This window comes from Nocardia sp. NPDC004123 (genome assembly GCF_053603795.1).
Window position 1 is genome coordinate 74830 of the sequence record NZ_JBSGGG010000025.1, and the last position, 16373, is coordinate 91202.

Consider the following 16373-nt stretch of genomic DNA (forward strand, 5'->3'; position numbering starts at 1 on the left):
ATCCCCGGATTCCGACTTCCCAGGGCCGGGGATGTCCTCATACTCACCGGGTAGACATATCGAGCGCGTCCACGCTACATCGCGGGTAACCGGTCTCCCTGGACGAGCTCTATGTCCAGTTCGATACGCACTGTGGTGCCCACCGCGGCGATACCCGCCTGCACCATGACGTTGTAGTCGAGCGCGAAATCCTCCCGGTGCAAGAGGGTTTCGGCGTGGAAGGCCGCGCGGACGCCACCCCACGGGTCGGGGCCGTAGCCCCCGTAGGTGACCGTGAGTTCGGTGGGGCGGGTGCGGCCATGCAGCGTCAGGGCGCCGGGCATCGACCAGCCGGTAGGGCCGGTGCGGTGTAATCCCGTGCCACGGAAGGTGATCAGCGGAAAGCGCTCGACATCGAGGAAGTCCGCCGACCGCAGGTGGTCGTCGCGCATGGCGATGCCGGTGTCGACGGTGGCGGCCTTGATTTCCGCGTATCCGGTGGTGCGCTCGAAGATCTCGGCAATATCGAGTCGGCCACCGACCTCGGCGAAGCGGGCCTTGATGCCGGCGATGCCGAGGTGGCGGGCGGTGACCAGGACGGTGGAGTGCGCCGGGTCGATGGTCCAGGGGCCCGGCGGCGGGGTGGTGACCGCGTCGGCGGAGCGTTCCAGGCGGATTTCGCCGAGAGTGCCCGCGCCGGTGGCCGAGATGCGGGCGATCAGCGCGACCGGCTGGTGGCCGGGCGCGGTGACGACCGCGGTGTGCGTGCCCGGGGGCAGCGGCGCGGTGGCCGCCGCCCCGGTCGCATCGGCGGCGGCCCGGGCGAGCTGGTGGCCGTCGAGGTCGGTGACGGTGAGTACCGCCTCGGCGACCGGCCAGCCCTCCGGACCGCGGATCTCGGCGGTCAGGCCGGTCACGGCAACTCCGCGGCCGGGTCGGAACTCGTTGCGTAGAGCTCGGTTTCGCCCTGTTCCGCCGGAACCCGTTCGGGCTCGGTACTTTCCAGGTCGTAGCCGAGTTCGACGGAGTGCTCGACCTCGCCGCCGAGCACGGTCACCCGGCTGGTCACCGGCGGATAGCCGCGGGCGACGACGGTGTACGCGCCCGCGTCCAGATCGGTGAGCGTGTAGCGGCCGTCCGCGTCGGTGCGGGTGGTCCCGACCGGCGTGCCCGCCGCGTCCAGTACGGTGACCTCGGCGTTCGCCACCGTCCGGCCGTCGCCCCGGACCGTGCCGGTGAGCGCCGCCGTCGGGGTCAGTTCGATGTCGTGGCGCAGCAGGCCACCGGCGGGCACCACCAGTGCCGTGGCGGTCGGGCGCAGGCGTTCGGCCGCCGCCACCAGGGTGTACGTACCGGCTCCGACGCCGTGGCAGACATAACCACCGTCGTCACCGGAGATGGCCGCGCCGACCACCTCGCCGTGCAGATCGGTCACCGTAATGGTCACGCCCGCAAGCAGTTCGCCGCCCGCGGCGCGGACGGTGCCGGACAGTTCGCCCGAACCCTCCAGCGTGAGGTCCAGTTCCGGCGACCGCCCGTTGATCGACACGTTCACCGCGGTCGGCATGTGCCCGTTCGCCGAAGCGATGAGCACATAGCTGCCGGTAGCGGGCGAGTCGATGCGATAGCGGCCGTCGTCACCGCCGGTGGCGCGCGAAACCTGATGCCCGCGTTGATCGATCAGGGTGAGCGCCGCGGCGGGGACGGGGCTGCCGTCCGTCCGCTGGATCCGGCCGCCGATCGACGAGCCGTCCGCCCCGCCGAGTGCGGCGGTCGCGATCCGCTGCGCCACCGGGTCGTCGGCCGCCGCGTGCTCACCGGCGAGCAGGGCGTGACCGTTCGCGATGACGCTGTGCCCGTTGGCAATCGAGCTGTGCGCTGCCGCGGCCGCGGCCAGCACCGGCTCGGGCTGGGAGATCGCCTGGGCCGCACCCTCCCATACCTGGTCCTCGGCCCACTCGGCCTCGGCCTGCCGCGCCGCGACCGCCGGGTCGGACTGCGTGGCCAGGGGATCGGTGGCCGGGGCCGGAGCGGCCGGGGCCTCCTGGAGCGGGATCTCCTTCATGAACAGCAGCACTATGCACGCCACCAGGGCCACGCCCGCCGCGGCCCAGAACACACCGTGCATCGAGTTGGTGAACCCGATCAGAATGGGGTCGCGCACCTGCGCCGGCAGCGCCGCGATGCCCGCGGTATTGGACTGCACGCTGGAGAGCTTGTCGGCCGAGAATCCGGGCGGCAGGTGTCCGCCGAACGCGTCGGTGATCTTGTGCGGCAACAGGTTGAACAGGATCGTCAGGAAGACCGCGACGCCCAGCGTGCCGCCGACCTGCCGGAAGAAGGTCGCCGCGGCGGTCGACACACCCATATCCGAACGCGGCCCGGCATTCTGCACCGCGATGATCAGCGTCTGCATGCAGCCGCCCAGGCCGAGACCGATGATGCCGCCGTAGACCAGCGGCTGCCACAGCGCGCTGTCGTACTGCACCGTCGCGTACAGCGCACCGCCGCAGGCGATGATGAACGTGCCCAGCACCGGCAGGATCTTGTAGCGCCCGGTGCGCTTGGTGACCTGACCGGAGACCAGCGATCCGATCATGATGCCCGCCACCAGCGGCAGCATGAGCAGACCCGCCTTGGTGGGCGAGAAGCCGCGCACCACCTGCATGTACAGCGGGACCATGGAGATCGCGCCGAACATGGCGATACCGACGATGAAACCGCCCACGATGCACACCGTGAAGGTGGAATTCTTGAACAGCCGCAAGGGAATGAGCGCGGCGTCCGCCATCAGACGCTCGACGACGAGGAACAACACCAGGCCGACGAGCCCGATGGCGTAGCAGACCAGCGCCCGGCCCGAACCCCAGCCCCAGCCGCGGCCCTGTTCGGCGACGATGAGCAACGGCACTACGCAGATGGCCAGCGCCACCGCGCCGCCCCAGTCCACCCGCAGGTCACGCCGCTGGTGCGGCACGTTGAGCACGCGCGCCACCACACCGAGCGCGAGCACGCCGATCGGCACGTTCACCAGGAACACCCAGCGCCAGCCCTCGATCCCCCACAGGTGGTCGAAGCCGGAGAACCAGCCGCCCAGCACCGGCCCGAGCACGGTGGCGATACCGAAGGTCATCATGAAATAGCCCTGGTAGCGGGCTCTTTCGCGGGGCGGAACGATATCGCCGATGATCGTCATGGCCAGCGACATGAGCCCGCCCGCGCCCAGGCCCTGGAAGGCTCGGTACCCCGCCAGCTCGTACATGGAGGTGGCGAAGGTGCAGGCCGCGGAGCCGATGACGAACAGCCCGATCGCGGTGAGGTAGAAGGACTTTCGCCCGTAGATGTCGGCCAGCTTGCCGTAGAGCGGGGTGCTGATGGTGGCCGTGATCAGGTAGGCGGTGGTGGCCCAGGCCTGCTGGTCGAACCCGTGCAGGCTGTTGGCGATCTTGACGATCGCCACGCTGACGATGTTCTGGTCCAGCGCGGCCAGGAACATGCCCAGCAGCAGGCCGGACAGGATGGTGAGGATCTGCCGATGCGACAGTTGGGGTGGAGCGCCTGCCGGTGCGCCTGCGTGCGCGTCGGTCGTCGCTGTTGTCATGTGTCGATGCCCTGTTTCGAATCGATTGGTGCGGTGGTCTTTTCGATGCCGTCCACGAGCCGCGCCAGCAGACCGGTCAACGCTGCCCGGTCGGCGGTGGACCAGTCGGCCAGCATTTCGGCGATCCAGAGATTGCGCAGCCGCCGGTTCTCGGCGAAGACGCGTTCCCCGTCGGCGGTGGCCTTGAGCACGCACGCGCGTCCGTCGATCGGATCGGCGCCGCGCTCGACCAGCCCGTGGCGCACCAGGTTCCGGCTCTGCCGGCTGATGGTGGAGATCTCGGCGTGCAGCAGCTCGGCGAGTTTCCCGGTGCGTTGTGGCCCGTCGTGGACCAGGGTGAACAGCATGGCGTAGGCCAGCTGTTCGAGTCCTTCGGGACCGTGTTTGATCACCCGATGCTTGGCTCGGCCGATGGCTCGGAGGAGCCGAACCAGTTGCGCCCCTAGCGCGTCGGCATCCCCCAGTGCCCCGGCGTCCGACAGGTCGGTGCTGGTATCGGGATCGTGGGTGGTGTGAGCCATTATCGGTTCCTTCTCACACTTACTTAGCACGTGCAACTACTTGCGTGTGCCAACTATACCCACGTTCGCCCGCTCGATTCCAGTCCCGGTTCGGCGGCGATCGCCGCGAACCGGAAGCGTGGCCGGGAAATTCGTACGGCAGGCTGTGCCGTCCCTGCGCAGCCTCACCACGCCGTGAGGTCAGCACCTGCGCGCCCAACTCGCACGGTCCGGTGGTCTCGATGCCGGGCACCGGTATCCGGCACCGCGGGAACCGCCAGTGCGGCGGGCGCGGTGGCTCCCGCGCCCCCGGTGGCGTGCTCAGTCGTGACCGGTCGCGCGGCGGTGCTGGATCGCCCACCAGACCTGTAGTGCGGTGCCCGCGCCGCGCAGATCGGTCGCGGCGAGTTCCTCGAAACGGGACAGGCGATAGCGAACGGTGTTGGGGTGCACGATGAGTCGCTCGGCGGTGGCGTCGACCCGCATGCCGGTGTCGAGGAAGCACTCGGCGGTGTCGATCAGGGTGCGGGCGGCCTCGCCGGGGCCGAGCGGGTCGAGGTAGCGGCGCACGAGTTCGGCGCCCAGCTCGGTGTCGGCGGCGATGGCGGGCAGCAGCCCGACGCGATCGAGGTCCAGCGGTCCGGTGAGGTCGAACAGCTGGGCGGTGGCGAGGACCCGGGTGGCCAGGCGGAAGGAGCGGTCCAGGTCCGCGATGCGCGTGGCGGGGCCGTAGGCGATCAGGCGGGATCCCTCGAGCCTGCTGGAGTTTTCCACAAAGCCCGCGAGATCGCCGTCCACCGTGGTGGCGAACCCGCGCGCAGTCGAAATACCTTGCAGGGCAGGCACTGTCGGTCCCTCATCCGGGCGGGACCGGTACGCGCGGTACTCGCCGTCGACGTCGAGGCCGAGCTGCTGGGCGCGAATCTGCAGCTCCGCTGGGCCGATCGTGCCCAGCAGCAGGGCCCGGGTGACCTCGGCGCGGAACTGCTCGTCATGGCGGGCCAGCGCGATCTCGACCTCGCGATGGGCGGAACTGAAGGCGATGGAGGCCTGGTCGACGAGGTCGAGGAGGTCGGTGATGGACTCCAGCAGCACGCGGTCGGGAACCTTGCCGGCATGGGCGGCCGCGGTCAGCTCGGCCAGGATCTCGCGCACCGCGATACGCCAGCCGCTCTGCACGTCCGCCAGTGAAATGCCCTGGCGGGCACGGGTTTCACCGAAATCCCGCAGGGCGTCGAGATCGTCGGCCAGCAGCGGGCGGGAGTCGAGCAGGGCCCGGGCCAGCCGCTGCAGGATGGCCTCGGTGCTGCGTACGACGGTCGTCGCGGACAGGCGGGCGTAGACCGGCATCTCGGCGCGGGCGCGGGCGACCACGCGCTCGGACGCCTCGGAGACCCGGTCCAGGACCCCGGTGATCATCCGTTGTTTCGCGCTCACCCGACTCGAACTCATGGTGTCCCGACCCTACGACCGGTGTCTTGGAGAAATCAACAATCCGGCGACCTGGAATTGAACCCCATCTCCATGGCGCACGTCACAGTGCCCGCGAATACTCGTGACACCGACCACAGTTGTTCGACGAAGGGTTACCCGATGTACCTGACCCAGGGGCTGCACCGCGCCGCTCAGCAGCGGCCCGACGGCATCATGACCATCTGCGGCGAGCGGACCCGCACCAATCGTGAGGTGCTGGATCGCGTGTCCCGGCTGGCCGGGGCGCTGCGCGGGCTGGGGGTCGGGCCGGGGGACCGGGTGGCCATGCTGTCGCTGAACTCGGACCGGTACCACGAGTACCTGCTCGCGGTGCCCTGGGCGGACGCGGTGCTCAATCCGGTCAATATCCGCTGGAGCGCCGCCGAAATCGCCTACAGCCTCGCCGATTCCGACAGCCGCGTCCTCCTGGTGGACGACGCCTTCGCGGCCCTGGTGCCCGCATTGCGGGAGCGGTACGACGGACTGGCCACGGTGATCCACTGCGGTGACGGCGCGACGCCCGAGGGCATGGAGTCCTACGAGACGCTGATCGCCGCGGCCGAGCCCATCGCCGACGCCCGCCGCGGCGGTGACGCGCTGGCCGGAATCTTCTACACCGGCGGCACCACCGGATTCCCCAAGGGCGTCATGCTCAGCCACGCGAATCTGATGACCTCCGCGCTCGGCGGCGTCGCCACCGGCTACCTGATGTCCCAGGACACGGTGTTCCTGCACGCCGCGCCCATGTTCCACCTGGCGGATCTGGCCGGTTGGCTGGGTGTGCTCATCGTCGGCGGCACCCATGTGACGGTTCCGGCCTTCGACCCCGTGGCGGTACTGAGTTCCGTTCGGCAGCACCGGGTCACCTCGAGCGTGCTGGTGCCGGTGATGATCCAGCTGCTGGCCGATCACCCACAGGCGGCCGAATTCGACATGTCCAGCGTCGAGCACCTCATGTACGGCGCGTCTCCGATCTCGGAGGCGGTGCTGGAGCGGGCCATGCGGCTGTTCCCGCGCGCCGGATTCACCCAGGCCTACGGCCAGACCGAGGCCTCGCCCATCATCACCCTGCTCGGCCCGGGCGAGCACCGGGCCGGCCGATTGCGTTCGGCGGGAAAGGCGGTGCCGCACAGCGAAATCCGCATTGTCGACGGTGACGGGCAGGACGTGCCGTCGGGTGCGGTCGGCGAGGTGGTGACCCGCGGCGGCCACGTCATGCTCGGCTACTGGAACAAGCCCGACGAGACCGCCGCCGCGCTCCGCGCGGGCTGGCTGCACACCGGCGACGGCGGCTACCTCGACGCCGAGGGCTTCCTCCACATCGTCGACCGGTTGAAGGACATGATCGTGTCCGGCGGTGAGAACGTCTACTCCGCCGAGGTGGAGAACGCCGTCGCCGCACACCCCGCCGTGGCCGCGGTCGCCGTCATCGGCGTCCCCGACGAGGAATGGGGTGAACGAGTCCACGCGGTCATCGTCTGCAAGCCCGGCCATTCGGTGACCCCGGCCGAGATCCGCGATCACACGCGGCAGCTGATCGCCGGCTACAAGGCCCCGCGCAGCGTCGAGATCGTCGACGCCATGCCGGTGTCGGGAGCCGGAAAGATCCTGAAACGCGACCTGCGCGAACGGTATTGGGGAGAGCACGCGCGCCTGGTCAACTGACCCTGGTGGGTCGGCGATGCATCGCAGGCCGCGGGACGTTCGGCGGCGGTGAAGAACTGGCAGATCCAGCTCGGAACGATCTGCCAGGCACCGTCTTCGGGAACGAGCGGAATCTCGAATGGCAACGCGGTCCGCAGGGTGTCGCTCAGTTCCTGGTCGAGCTGAGCGGCCGCCGGGACTGGTGGCTCAACGGCTTCGGGATCGGCGGCCGGCACCAGTCCCGTGCCCAGGTAGAGGGCAGTGCATCGTTGCCGGCCGACCGTCACACTTCGGGCCGGGACACCTGGCGTGTCCCGGCCCGAAGTGTGCTGCGGAGCAGGAAGAACTACTGGCCGGTCTGGCAGACGCCGTTCAGGATCGCCGCGTTGTTGCCGACCAGCGCGACGTCGCCCTTGGCCAGCGCGTCGGCGTAGTTGTCGATCGCCCACCGCTCCTGGCCGCTGGCGTCGATGGCGTGCAGGCGGTCGGCGACCTCCTGCTTCTGCTGCGGGCTCGGGCCGAGCGAACCGTAGCTGCCGAGGATGTCGTTGGCGGCCTGGCAGGCCGGGGTGAGGGCATTGGCGGTGCCGGCGGGCAGTACCAGCAGGGCGCCCACGGCGCTGGCGGCCAGCAGGGCGGAAGGCAGGATCTTGCGCATTCATTCACTCCCAAGAGATCGTGTGCGGTTGGCGCCTCCGAGTTTGCCCGATGCCCGCCGAAAATCGATCATCGACATCTGCTCAACGACCCACCATCGGGGCTGATTAGGGAGAAATCCCCCAATGGCGTGCAGTTCCCGGGCATCGGATGGGCGGCTCGTCTTCGCCGTGAATCCACGATGCGCACCGTCGGCCGCTCCCCGCCTGGCGCGGGCTCGGCGTGTCGCCGAAGCGCACCGGGGCGGATCGTCTTCAGGCGGCGGGTGCGGCACGGTCCCTCAGCGTTCCCCGGCGGACCGTCCGCCCCGTCCGTTCGCGTCTGCTGCTGCCGATCCCGCTCGGCGATCCGTGCGAACAGCCGCACCACGACCTCCTCGAGCCGCAGGCCGAGCGATTCGGCCCGCAGCGCGGCCATCTCCAACGCGAACTCCCGGTCGGCGGGTGACGGGTCGCTCAGGATCTCGTCCAGCGCCATCCCGTCGATGGCCTGCTCCCGGGTCAGATCCCACCCCGGCAGCCAGCTCAACACCCACGTACCACCGCCGGAACCGAACACCAGATGCGCGGTCTCGGGCGTCACATCGCTGGTAATCGCGCGACCGGATATGCGGAGCGCCATAGCCTTTCACCCTCTCGATCCCCTCGAAATCTACGGGTGCAGCCTTGAAGATCGCTATCGAATTGCTCGCCCCGCGTTACAAACCGAAGGTGTCCTCCGGCCTGCGGTAGCGTGCGTTCCCCTGGATCAAGATTACTTGCCGGGGGCCGATGCGTAAAAGGCGCAATGATGTGAGGCGGGTACGGGGCACAGCGTCTGCATATGTTGCCGAGTCCACCAGGTCACGACGGGCGGTACAACCCGCCGTGACGGTGTGGAGCAGGGTCTACGCCGGTCAGCGGAGGCCGGCGAAGAGGTCGGTTTCCCGGGTGGGTGTGGCGACGCGGTTGAAGTGGCGGACGAAGGATTCGGTGCCGAAGATCGAGTGCTGTAGTTCGGCGGGCATCTGCAGGAACGGCACGCTGTCGCTCTGACTGGCGTGGGCCTCGAGCGCCTTGATCTTGCGCCGGGTATAGGCGGCCACGTCCACGACGGTGGTGATCTGATCCATGGGCGTACCGAAGTTGTCCGGCGGCTCGAAGTCGATCAGGCCTCTCAGCCGCAGGTCCGCGAACATTTCGCGAGAGGATTCGCGCGGAAGCGCCGTGTAGTAGAGCTTGTCCGGGATATCGGTTGCCGCTGCCGCCGCCACTGCGACACGGTTGGCCTGGATGTGGTCAGGGTGGCCATAGTTGCCGTTTTCGTCATAGGTGACGACCACCTGGGGACGGTAGTGCCGCATGAGGTCCGCGAGTCGTGCGGCCGCCTGCTCGACCGGAATATTCCAGAAGGCCTCGGGGTCGTGGTTGGCGTCCCAGCCGTCCATCCCCGAATCGCGGTAGCCGAGCAGCTCGACGTGCTGGATGTCCAGCAGCGCAGCCGACTCCTGAAGTTCGGAAAGTCGCTGCGCCCGTACGGCATTCGGATCGTGGCCCGGAAGGCCCGGCTTGATCCCGCCCGGCGCATCGCCCTGCTCGCCATTGGTGCAGGTCACCAGGACCGTCCGGATTCCTTCGGCGGCATACTGCGCGAAAACCCCACCGGTGCTGAGGACTTCGTCATCCGGATGGGCGTGTACGGCCATGATCGTCAGTTGGTCGGTCATGAGTCCCCATCCATGTGCGCTCGGCGATTCGGTGCATTCACTCTACGAAGCAACACCGCGACTCGGAGCGGTGATTCCCGTGCCTCGCGTCATTCGCGTCTGTCCGGCGCCGAGTCGAATCGGCCGATCTTGCATGAGGTACGTTCGAAAGGGGCACGCGACAGGAGGATTCAACGGTGACTGCTGTGCAAGGGATGTCGGTCGACATTCGGACACCGGACGGTGTCGCGGACGCGTACGTCGTCCATCCCGACGATGGCGCGACTCATCCGGGTGTGCTGGTGATCCAGGACGGGTTCGGGCTGCGGCCGAGCCTGCGGGCGCTGGCCGATCGTATTGCCGCCCACGGCTACACCGTCCTGCTGCCCAACGCCTTCTACCGGCACGGGCGCGCACCGATGATCGAGCTGCCGGACTTCATCGACCCGTCGGAGCGGCCGGAGATCTTCCAGCAGGTCTTCCCGATGATCCGTGAGCTGACACCGGAGCGAATGCGTTCCGACGCGGGCGCCTACCTCGACTGGCTGGCGGCCTCACCGCAGGTCGCCCCGGGCAAGGTCGGTCTCACCGGCTACTGCATGGGTGCCCGGCTGGCGGTGATCATCGCCGCCATGTTCCCCGACCGGGTCGCGGCGGTGGCCGGATTCCACGGCGGCCCGCTCGTCACCGACAGTCCGGAAAGTCCGCACCTGACCGTCGGAAACATCACGGGGGAGCTGTATTTCGCCCACGCCGGCGAGGACCACCACATGACTCCGGAGCACATCGAACAGTTCGACAAGGCACTCGATGCCGCCGGTATCCGCCACCGCACCGAAGTCTACGAAGGCGCGCAGCACGGCTACACCCAGGCCGACACCTCCGCCTACGACGCCGAGGCCGACGAACGCCACTACCGCGAACTACTGAACCTGTTCGACCGCAACCTGCGCTGAGCACGTCCGTCCCCAGCGATTCTCACAGGCGCACAAGCGCTTCCGGGCCGTTCCGGCTCCATGGAAGTGGCGGACTGCGGCGGCGATCGAGGATATCGGCAGGATGCCGGGTCTCCGACGGCCCGGCCGCGCGGACGGGCGGCGCCGGAGTGCCGGCGCCGCCCGGTGCGGACTAACCCACCAACTCGGGGACGCGCAGGTGTGCGAGCGCGAGTTCGAACTCACCGACGTCGGTCACCTCGACGCCGGCCTGCTGGGTCGTGGATGCCCGGAGATCCGCGGCCTCCATGCTGTTGCGAGCCATGGCCTCGGCGCTGTCGAACGAGGCACTCGAGACAGTGGTCCCGGTTGCCCGATTGACCATGAGACTGGCACTGCAGAAGCCTTCCAGCCCTTCCATGCCCGGCAGGGCAGCAGATCGGTAGACGTTGATGGCCGAGTCGAGCCGATCCGGGGTGGTCCGGGTCCAGATCGCACGGACGCAGGCACCCTCCTGTGCGAGGTGGTCCCGATGCAGAACGGCGATATCCCATTCCTCGACCAGCGGTCCGCCACCCCCGAACATTTCGGCCGCGCGATCGCGAATCGGGCGAACTCGACCCTGACTGTCACGCATCGCGTCTTCCGTTTCCCACGCGGTCGTGGCGATGCACCGGCCGGAGCGTCGGTCGACCATGAGCGACAGGCCCACCCAACCGGGCATGTCCGCCAATTCGGACATCACTTCATCGCGCATGTAGGCAATCCCGGCATCAATAGAGGACAGCTGCGCCTGAATCGTGCTAGAGCGTGCGAACACGTTCGATCCACCTCCTCTGAGCGGGGGCAGCGCCTCGGTGACGCCACCGACGCCCCTCAGCCTGCCCCGGCAAGATCGCTGTGGCAATAGCCTGCCGGCAAACGCCCGGCAGCCATCGGTGAACAGCGGAAACGGATCACTCGGCGCCGCCCCGGAGTGCCTGAGCGGATATCTCGAGCTCCGGCGCATGTGGGCCGACGGTGGCATGGCCGCAGTACCGCTGATATGGCGAATGCCGCCTGGAGACCTGGAAAACGGCAGAGAGCGAACGGTTCTCGTGCAAACCGGCATGGTGCACTCCGGGCCGCATCGCGGCTGGCTGGTGACGCAGTTCTTGCTGCCCCTGAAGATCCGCGGCCGTTATCCGGTGGCTTCCTGTTCTCGGCGGACTGCGGCTTCGTAGGCGGCGGTGAGTTCCGACAGGACGCCGTCGGTCGGGGGCGGTGCGCCGTGTAGGTGGATGGCACGGAGTTCGGCCATGAATCGCTCCCACAGGGCGGGGCCGCCGGCGGCGAGGAGTTCGGCTCGCACGGTCAGCTCCGGGGTCGTATCGAGCCAGCGTGCGCCCCATGCGCCGAGTTGAGCCATGACCGGCACGAGCTGGATCGCCGCTTCGGTGAGGTGGTATTCCACCTTCTGCCGGTGGCTCGGATCGTCGTCGCGGGTGAGCAGGCCCGCGTCGACGAGTTTCGACAAGCGGGCCGCGAGGATGTTCGAGGCGATGCCCTCGATGGATCCGGAGAGTAGTTCGCGGAAGTGGGTGGCGCCGCTGAACATGATGTCGCGCAGGACGATCAGACTCCACCGGTCTCCGAGCAGCTCGACCGTCATATTGATCGGGCAGCCCGACTTGCCCGGGGGCGTCGTCAGCTTGTCATGAGCAACTGGTTGCACCATGAGATCAGTCTAGGTACAGTCCGAACTGATTGCAGATTGCAACCAGAAGGGATTGTCGATGGCGCAGATGGTTCGGGTTCACAATTTCAATCTCTCCAGCGATGGGTACGGCGCCGGTGAGGGGCAAAGTCTCGCGCACCCGTTCGGCGACGCCGACGCGACCGCGCTGTTCTCCTGGTCCGGCGCCACCGCCCACGCGCCCACCCGGACCGAGCCCGGCGGCAGCTACGGCCTCGACGACTACTGCACCCGGGAGTGGCACCGCAACATCGGCGCAGAAATCATGGGCCGCAACAAATTCGGCCCCCAACGCGGCCCGTGGGAGAACTACGAGTGGGAAGGCTGGTGGGGAGAGGAACCGCCCTTCCGCACACCGGTATTCGTCCTCACCCACCATGTACGGCCGTCGATCACCCGGGGCGCCACCACCTTCCACTTCCTGAACACATCTCCGAAGGACGCCCTGGAACAGGCTCTCGAGGCCGCCGAAGGTAAGGACGTCCGCATCGGCGGCGGCGTGGCCACGGTCCGCCAATTCCTCGACGCCGACCTCATCGACACGCTCCATTTCGCCGTCGCGCCAGTCGAATTCGGCCACGGCGAAAGACTGTGGACCAGCCCCGACGAGCTCACCGACCGCTTCCACCTGGAGCAGATCCCGAGCCCGAGCGGCGTGACGCACCACTTCTTCTGGCGCCGATAGCTCGGATCGGCTGACGGTGCCGCCCGGGCGCGCAGGGCGGCACCGAGTCCCATGCGGTCTCGCCGGCAGTGGTGACGTTGCAGGACACTGACGTGATGGCTAATCGCTGGGTCGGGGTGACCATCGACTGCGTCGACGTCGAACGGGTGGCAGATTTTTGGAGTGCGTTGCTGGATCGGCCGCGAGGGCCCTCCGAACCTGGCTGGGTCTATCTCGGGGATCCCGGAGATCAGCAGCCCCGCCTTGTCTTTCAGCCGGTCGCCGAGCCCAAGCGCGGCAAGGTGCGCGTGCATCTTGATGTCGCAGTGGACGATATCGATCAGGGGATCGCCCAGGTTGTCGCGCTCGGTGGAAAGTGGACCGGGGAGCGACACGACTATGACGAGGGTGTGGTCGTCGTAATGGCTGACCCCGAGGAGCACGAATTCTGTCTGGTTCAGTACCGCTCGTAGTTCGGGGTTGCCCCGCCGACCGCGATTGAACGGATCATCCCACCGATGACGGATTCGATGACCAATTCAATGCCCTACTGCGAGATGCCAAGTCCCTGTTAGAGTTCGCCGCGCCGTCTTTGTTTCGGGCGCGGCGGGGATTCGACAAGAGGAATGGGTTGGGGATGAAGCGTGTGCTCGGGGTGGGGTCGGCCGGAGCGGCGGCGTTCGCGATGGCAGTGGGTGTAGCGGGTGCGGCTCCCGGCGATGTGAGCAACGGCGACCCGAATGTGCTTGCACAGCAACAGGTCCGGCACGTATCGGTAGGCGTGGATATCCCATCCGACATGTGGGTCTTCTCGCCCCCGGCCGCCGGACTCGCCTGCTACTGGGGTTACGTCCCGTACCCCGGCTATGACGCCCAGGGCAAGCCCTATTCGCCGTGGACGGACACACTTCACGTGGTCGGCCCCGCCGGCTGGACCGAACACCTCGACCCGGGTTCAGTGATCGAAACCAACTGCTACATGCACCGATCCGGTGTGTAAACCGGCACCGGTGGATCAGGTGGCCTGTGCGGCGAGTGCTCGCGTCCAGAAGTCGATCACGAACTCGACGGAGGATTCGATCGTGTGGCCGTCGAGTGGCTCGAGCACGACACCGTGGATCTGCGCTTCGACCGCTTGAATCAGTAGCAGCGCGTTCAATGCGGGATCGGCTCCGGCCACACCGAGACGGCTGAGGTGAAAGGCGACCTCGCCGGCCAGCAGTTGCTCGAACTGTCGTAGCTTCGCCGTGCTGGCGGGTGTGCGAGGCGCCTGCTCATAGAGCAGCCGATGCATGTGCGGCGCGGCAGTGTGCAAGCGGGCGACCGCGGTGATCAGCCGTCGCACGGTATCGATCAAAGGTGGCTGCTCGCTGCGTAAGTGGGCTGCTTCGGCCAGCAGGTCCTGGGCGCCGTCGCGGAGATGGCGTTCGGCCAGTGCATAGAGCAGCGCGTCTTTGTTGGGCACGTAGTGGTAGAGCGTCCCGATGGACACGCCGGCGAGCTCTGCCACCTTGTTCGTGGTGGTCGCGGCGTAGCCGTGCTGCTGGAAAAGTCGAGCAGCCGCGTCGAGGATCGCGTCGAAGGTGAACTCCGATCGCTGCTGGCGCGGTGTTTTACGGGGTGTCGACATGGGCTCCCGAAACCGAGTTGTCAGAACCGAGGATTACTCGAATTATTGTGACATGCACGGCATCTACCTCGCCTTTCTTCCCGCCGACCTCCGGCACGGCCTGCAACTCCGACCCGAGTCGACATGGTGGCGATGGCGTGGCGCGTGCATCCATATCGAGCGCGTCGCCCGACCGCAGGCGCGCGTGCGGATGCTGCTGGTCCACGGTGGTGGCGGACATTCGGCGCTGATGTGGCCGTTCGCCGCCTTGGCGGTCGCTCAGGGCTTCGAGGTATCGGCGCTCGACCTGCCGGGGTATGGCCGCACCGAGGTGGGATCGCCTCGGGCAGTGCGTTATTCGGACTGGGTGGACTGCGTTGCCGACCTGGTCCGGGCCGAGAAGGCGGCCGATCCGCGCCCGTTGGTCGTGTTCGGGGCCAGTATGGGCGGGATGCTCGCCTACGAGGCGGCGGCCCGCACCGGGATGGTCGACGCGATCGCTGCCACCTGTCTCCTCGACCCTCGATCGCCGCGAGTCCGTAGCTCTATCGGGAGATACCGCTGGCTCGGCCGCTACGGCACACGGCTGCTCGTCCCCGCGATCGACAGTGTCCGGGTGCCGATGCGATGGGTCGCCAACATCGCGGCAATGTCCAGCCTTCCCGACCTCACCTCAACCGTCATCGCGGATCCCCGGGGTGGGGGAGTCCGGATATCGCTGGGCTTCCTACGCACCTACCTGCTAGCAGCCCCGCTGGTCGAGCCGGAGAACTTCGACGCCTGCCCGGTGTGGCTGCTCCACCCGGGCGCAGACCGCTGGACGCCGTTGGCGCTCAGCGAAACGTTCTTCGACCGACTCGCTGCCCCGAAACACCTTGTCGTCCTGGACGATGCAGGCCATTACCCGGTGGAAGACCCCGGAATCCGGCAGCTGACCACAGCATTGGCGGACATCTACCACCAAGTCGCCGCCACCAGCTGAAGGGTTATGCGGAGAAGGTTGGTCGACGTTTGATCGAAACCGCAGCAACAATGTAGCTAACAATTGTATCGTCGTGTACGACACCGAAATCGAACCAGGCACGCAAGGCGCCCACCGGCTTCGCAACCGTACAGACATCCAGCACCGGTGTCGCTGGAAGACGTTGTTGTGATCATCCACAAGTTGGGAGATTTGCTATGCCTCCATCATCTGGCAAGGTCCAGCTGTTCGCCGACCGTGACTATGGCGGCGCAAGCGTGATTCTCGACGAGGGCACCTACAACCTCGGCGACGGCACAGGACATGTCGGCAACGACGTTGTGTCCTCGCTGAAAGTGGCTCCAGGCTATTCGGCTGTTGCCTATAAGGACGGCGACTGCAAAGGCGCGGAGATGATCTACACCGGCGACATCGCGTACGTCGGCGACTCGATGAACGACACCATCTCCTCGGTGAGAGTCATCAAGACCGACACGGTGAAGCGGGCCATTCTCAGGAACCCCAATGTCACCGGCTTCCCCCCACAGAACGATGTCTACGCGCTTGTAGAGCCGCTGGACCTCGAGGGCATAAACAACCCGGGACCCGTCCTTGCGACTATCAATTCATTCCCTCTGACGGTCAATCCACCTTCCTGGTAGTTCCTCGACCGTCGGGTGCCCAGCGGCCAGGACCCCGGAGACGAGCCCCGAGGAAGAGTTCGGATCGTCCTTGATCATCGAAAAGATTCGGCAGCCAGTTCGCCGTCCCCTACCTGGCGCCGCGATCGACCAGTGGCTCCGACAGCGGTGAGTGCGGACCATCCGGCCCGCACTCACCTACTTCGACACCTGGATCAGAAGAGTAGAAGACCCCGTCGGAACCGGGCCCGATCTGGTCGAACGTTGGTGCGTGATACCGGGATTGAACC

At 67.4% G+C, this 16373-nt stretch carries 17 protein-coding genes; 7 read left to right on the top strand and 10 right to left on the bottom strand.

Features of this window, described 5'->3' with window-relative positions; genetic code table 11:
* Window positions 1-74: 74 nt before the first annotated feature.
* The 4 genes from ACWEQQ_RS32285 to ACWEQQ_RS32300 all read right to left on the bottom strand — a co-directional run bounded on the left by ACWEQQ_RS32285 (window position 75) and on the right by ACWEQQ_RS32300 (window position 5532).
* Complete coding sequence (locus ACWEQQ_RS32285) at window positions 75-896, bottom strand: YceI family protein (protein WP_452350899.1); 822 nt, start codon at window positions 894-896, stop codon at window positions 75-77.
* A complete protein-coding gene (locus ACWEQQ_RS32290) occupies window positions 893-3580 on the bottom strand; it encodes an MFS transporter (protein WP_452350900.1) in 2688 nt (895 codons plus the stop codon). Before ACWEQQ_RS32290 ends, ACWEQQ_RS32285 begins: the two co-directional genes overlap by 4 nt.
* Complete coding sequence (locus ACWEQQ_RS32295) at window positions 3577-4101, bottom strand: MarR family winged helix-turn-helix transcriptional regulator (protein WP_452350901.1); 525 nt, start codon at window positions 4099-4101, stop codon at window positions 3577-3579. The genes ACWEQQ_RS32290 and ACWEQQ_RS32295 overlap by 4 nt, the downstream gene beginning before the upstream one ends.
* Window positions 4102-4401: 300 nt before the next feature.
* Window positions 4402-5532 (bottom strand): PucR family transcriptional regulator, encoded by a 1131-nt coding sequence (locus ACWEQQ_RS32300; RefSeq protein ID WP_452350902.1) that lies wholly within the window; start codon window positions 5530-5532, stop codon window positions 4402-4404.
* Between the two features lie 141 nt (window positions 5533-5673).
* Here ACWEQQ_RS32300 and ACWEQQ_RS32305 point away from each other — a divergent pair, with 141 nt between their 5' ends.
* Complete coding sequence (locus ACWEQQ_RS32305; RefSeq protein WP_452350959.1) at window positions 5674-7218, top strand: acyl-CoA synthetase; 1545 nt, start codon at window positions 5674-5676, stop codon at window positions 7216-7218.
* Window positions 7219-7543: 325 nt separating this feature from the next.
* Here ACWEQQ_RS32305 and ACWEQQ_RS32310 read toward each other — a convergent pair whose 3' ends face one another.
* The 3 genes from ACWEQQ_RS32310 to ACWEQQ_RS32320 form a co-directional block, all read right to left on the bottom strand.
* On the bottom strand, window positions 7544-7855 hold the full coding sequence (locus ACWEQQ_RS32310) for a hypothetical protein (protein WP_452342625.1): 312 nt from the start codon (window positions 7853-7855) through the stop codon (window positions 7544-7546).
* A gap of 68 nt (window positions 7856-7923) precedes the next feature.
* Window positions 7924-8475, bottom strand: coding sequence for a hypothetical protein (locus tag ACWEQQ_RS32315; RefSeq protein WP_452350903.1), 552 nt, complete (start codon window positions 8473-8475; stop codon window positions 7924-7926).
* Between the two features lie 274 nt (window positions 8476-8749).
* Window positions 8750-9559 (bottom strand): PIG-L family deacetylase, encoded by an 810-nt coding sequence (locus ACWEQQ_RS32320; RefSeq protein WP_452350904.1) that lies wholly within the window; start codon window positions 9557-9559, stop codon window positions 8750-8752.
* 176 nt (window positions 9560-9735) lie between these two features.
* On the opposite strand from ACWEQQ_RS32320, the gene ACWEQQ_RS32325 reads away from it, so the two are divergent.
* The gene (locus tag ACWEQQ_RS32325; RefSeq protein WP_452350905.1) at window positions 9736-10494 is read left to right on the top strand and encodes a dienelactone hydrolase family protein; all 759 of its coding nucleotides are present in this window, start codon (window positions 9736-9738) and stop codon (window positions 10492-10494) included.
* A 172-nt stretch (window positions 10495-10666) separates the two neighbouring features.
* Here the strand turns inward: ACWEQQ_RS32325 and ACWEQQ_RS32330 are convergent, their stop codons facing one another.
* Both ACWEQQ_RS32330 and ACWEQQ_RS32335 read right to left on the bottom strand, forming a co-directional pair.
* Entirely contained in the window at window positions 10667-11293 is a 627-nt protein-coding gene (locus ACWEQQ_RS32330; RefSeq protein WP_379385916.1) for a hypothetical protein, read from the bottom strand.
* A gap of 360 nt (window positions 11294-11653) precedes the next feature.
* Complete coding sequence (locus ACWEQQ_RS32335; RefSeq protein WP_452350906.1) at window positions 11654-12190, bottom strand: winged helix-turn-helix transcriptional regulator; 537 nt, start codon at window positions 12188-12190, stop codon at window positions 11654-11656.
* Window positions 12191-12248: 58 nt separating this feature from the next.
* Here ACWEQQ_RS32335 and ACWEQQ_RS32340 point away from each other — a divergent pair, with 58 nt between their 5' ends.
* The 3 genes from ACWEQQ_RS32340 to ACWEQQ_RS32350 all read left to right on the top strand — a co-directional run bounded on the left by ACWEQQ_RS32340 (window position 12249) and on the right by ACWEQQ_RS32350 (window position 13872).
* A complete protein-coding gene (locus ACWEQQ_RS32340) occupies window positions 12249-12893 on the top strand; it encodes a dihydrofolate reductase family protein (protein ID WP_379385744.1) in 645 nt (214 codons plus the stop codon).
* A 95-nt stretch (window positions 12894-12988) separates the two neighbouring features.
* Window positions 12989-13345: a VOC family protein gene (locus tag ACWEQQ_RS32345; protein WP_452350907.1), complete on the top strand. Its 357-nt coding sequence runs from the start codon at window positions 12989-12991 to the stop codon at window positions 13343-13345.
* 164 nt (window positions 13346-13509) lie between these two features.
* Window positions 13510-13872: a hypothetical protein gene (locus ACWEQQ_RS32350; protein WP_452350908.1), complete on the top strand. Its 363-nt coding sequence runs from the start codon at window positions 13510-13512 to the stop codon at window positions 13870-13872.
* A 15-nt stretch (window positions 13873-13887) separates the two neighbouring features.
* On the opposite strand, the gene ACWEQQ_RS32355 is transcribed toward ACWEQQ_RS32350, so the two are convergent.
* On the bottom strand, window positions 13888-14502 hold the full coding sequence (locus ACWEQQ_RS32355; protein ID WP_452350909.1) for a TetR/AcrR family transcriptional regulator: 615 nt from the start codon (window positions 14500-14502) through the stop codon (window positions 13888-13890).
* On the opposite strand from ACWEQQ_RS32355, the gene ACWEQQ_RS32360 reads away from it, so the two are divergent.
* Window positions 14501-15463: an alpha/beta hydrolase gene (locus ACWEQQ_RS32360; protein ID WP_452350910.1), complete on the top strand. Its 963-nt coding sequence runs from the start codon at window positions 14501-14503 to the stop codon at window positions 15461-15463. The two genes, ACWEQQ_RS32355 and ACWEQQ_RS32360, sit on opposite strands and share 2 nt — an antisense overlap.
* A 197-nt stretch (window positions 15464-15660) precedes the next feature.
* Entirely contained in the window at window positions 15661-16104 is a 444-nt protein-coding gene (locus ACWEQQ_RS32365) for a hypothetical protein (protein WP_452350911.1), read from the top strand.
* The last annotated feature ends 269 nt before the right edge of the window (window positions 16105-16373 follow it).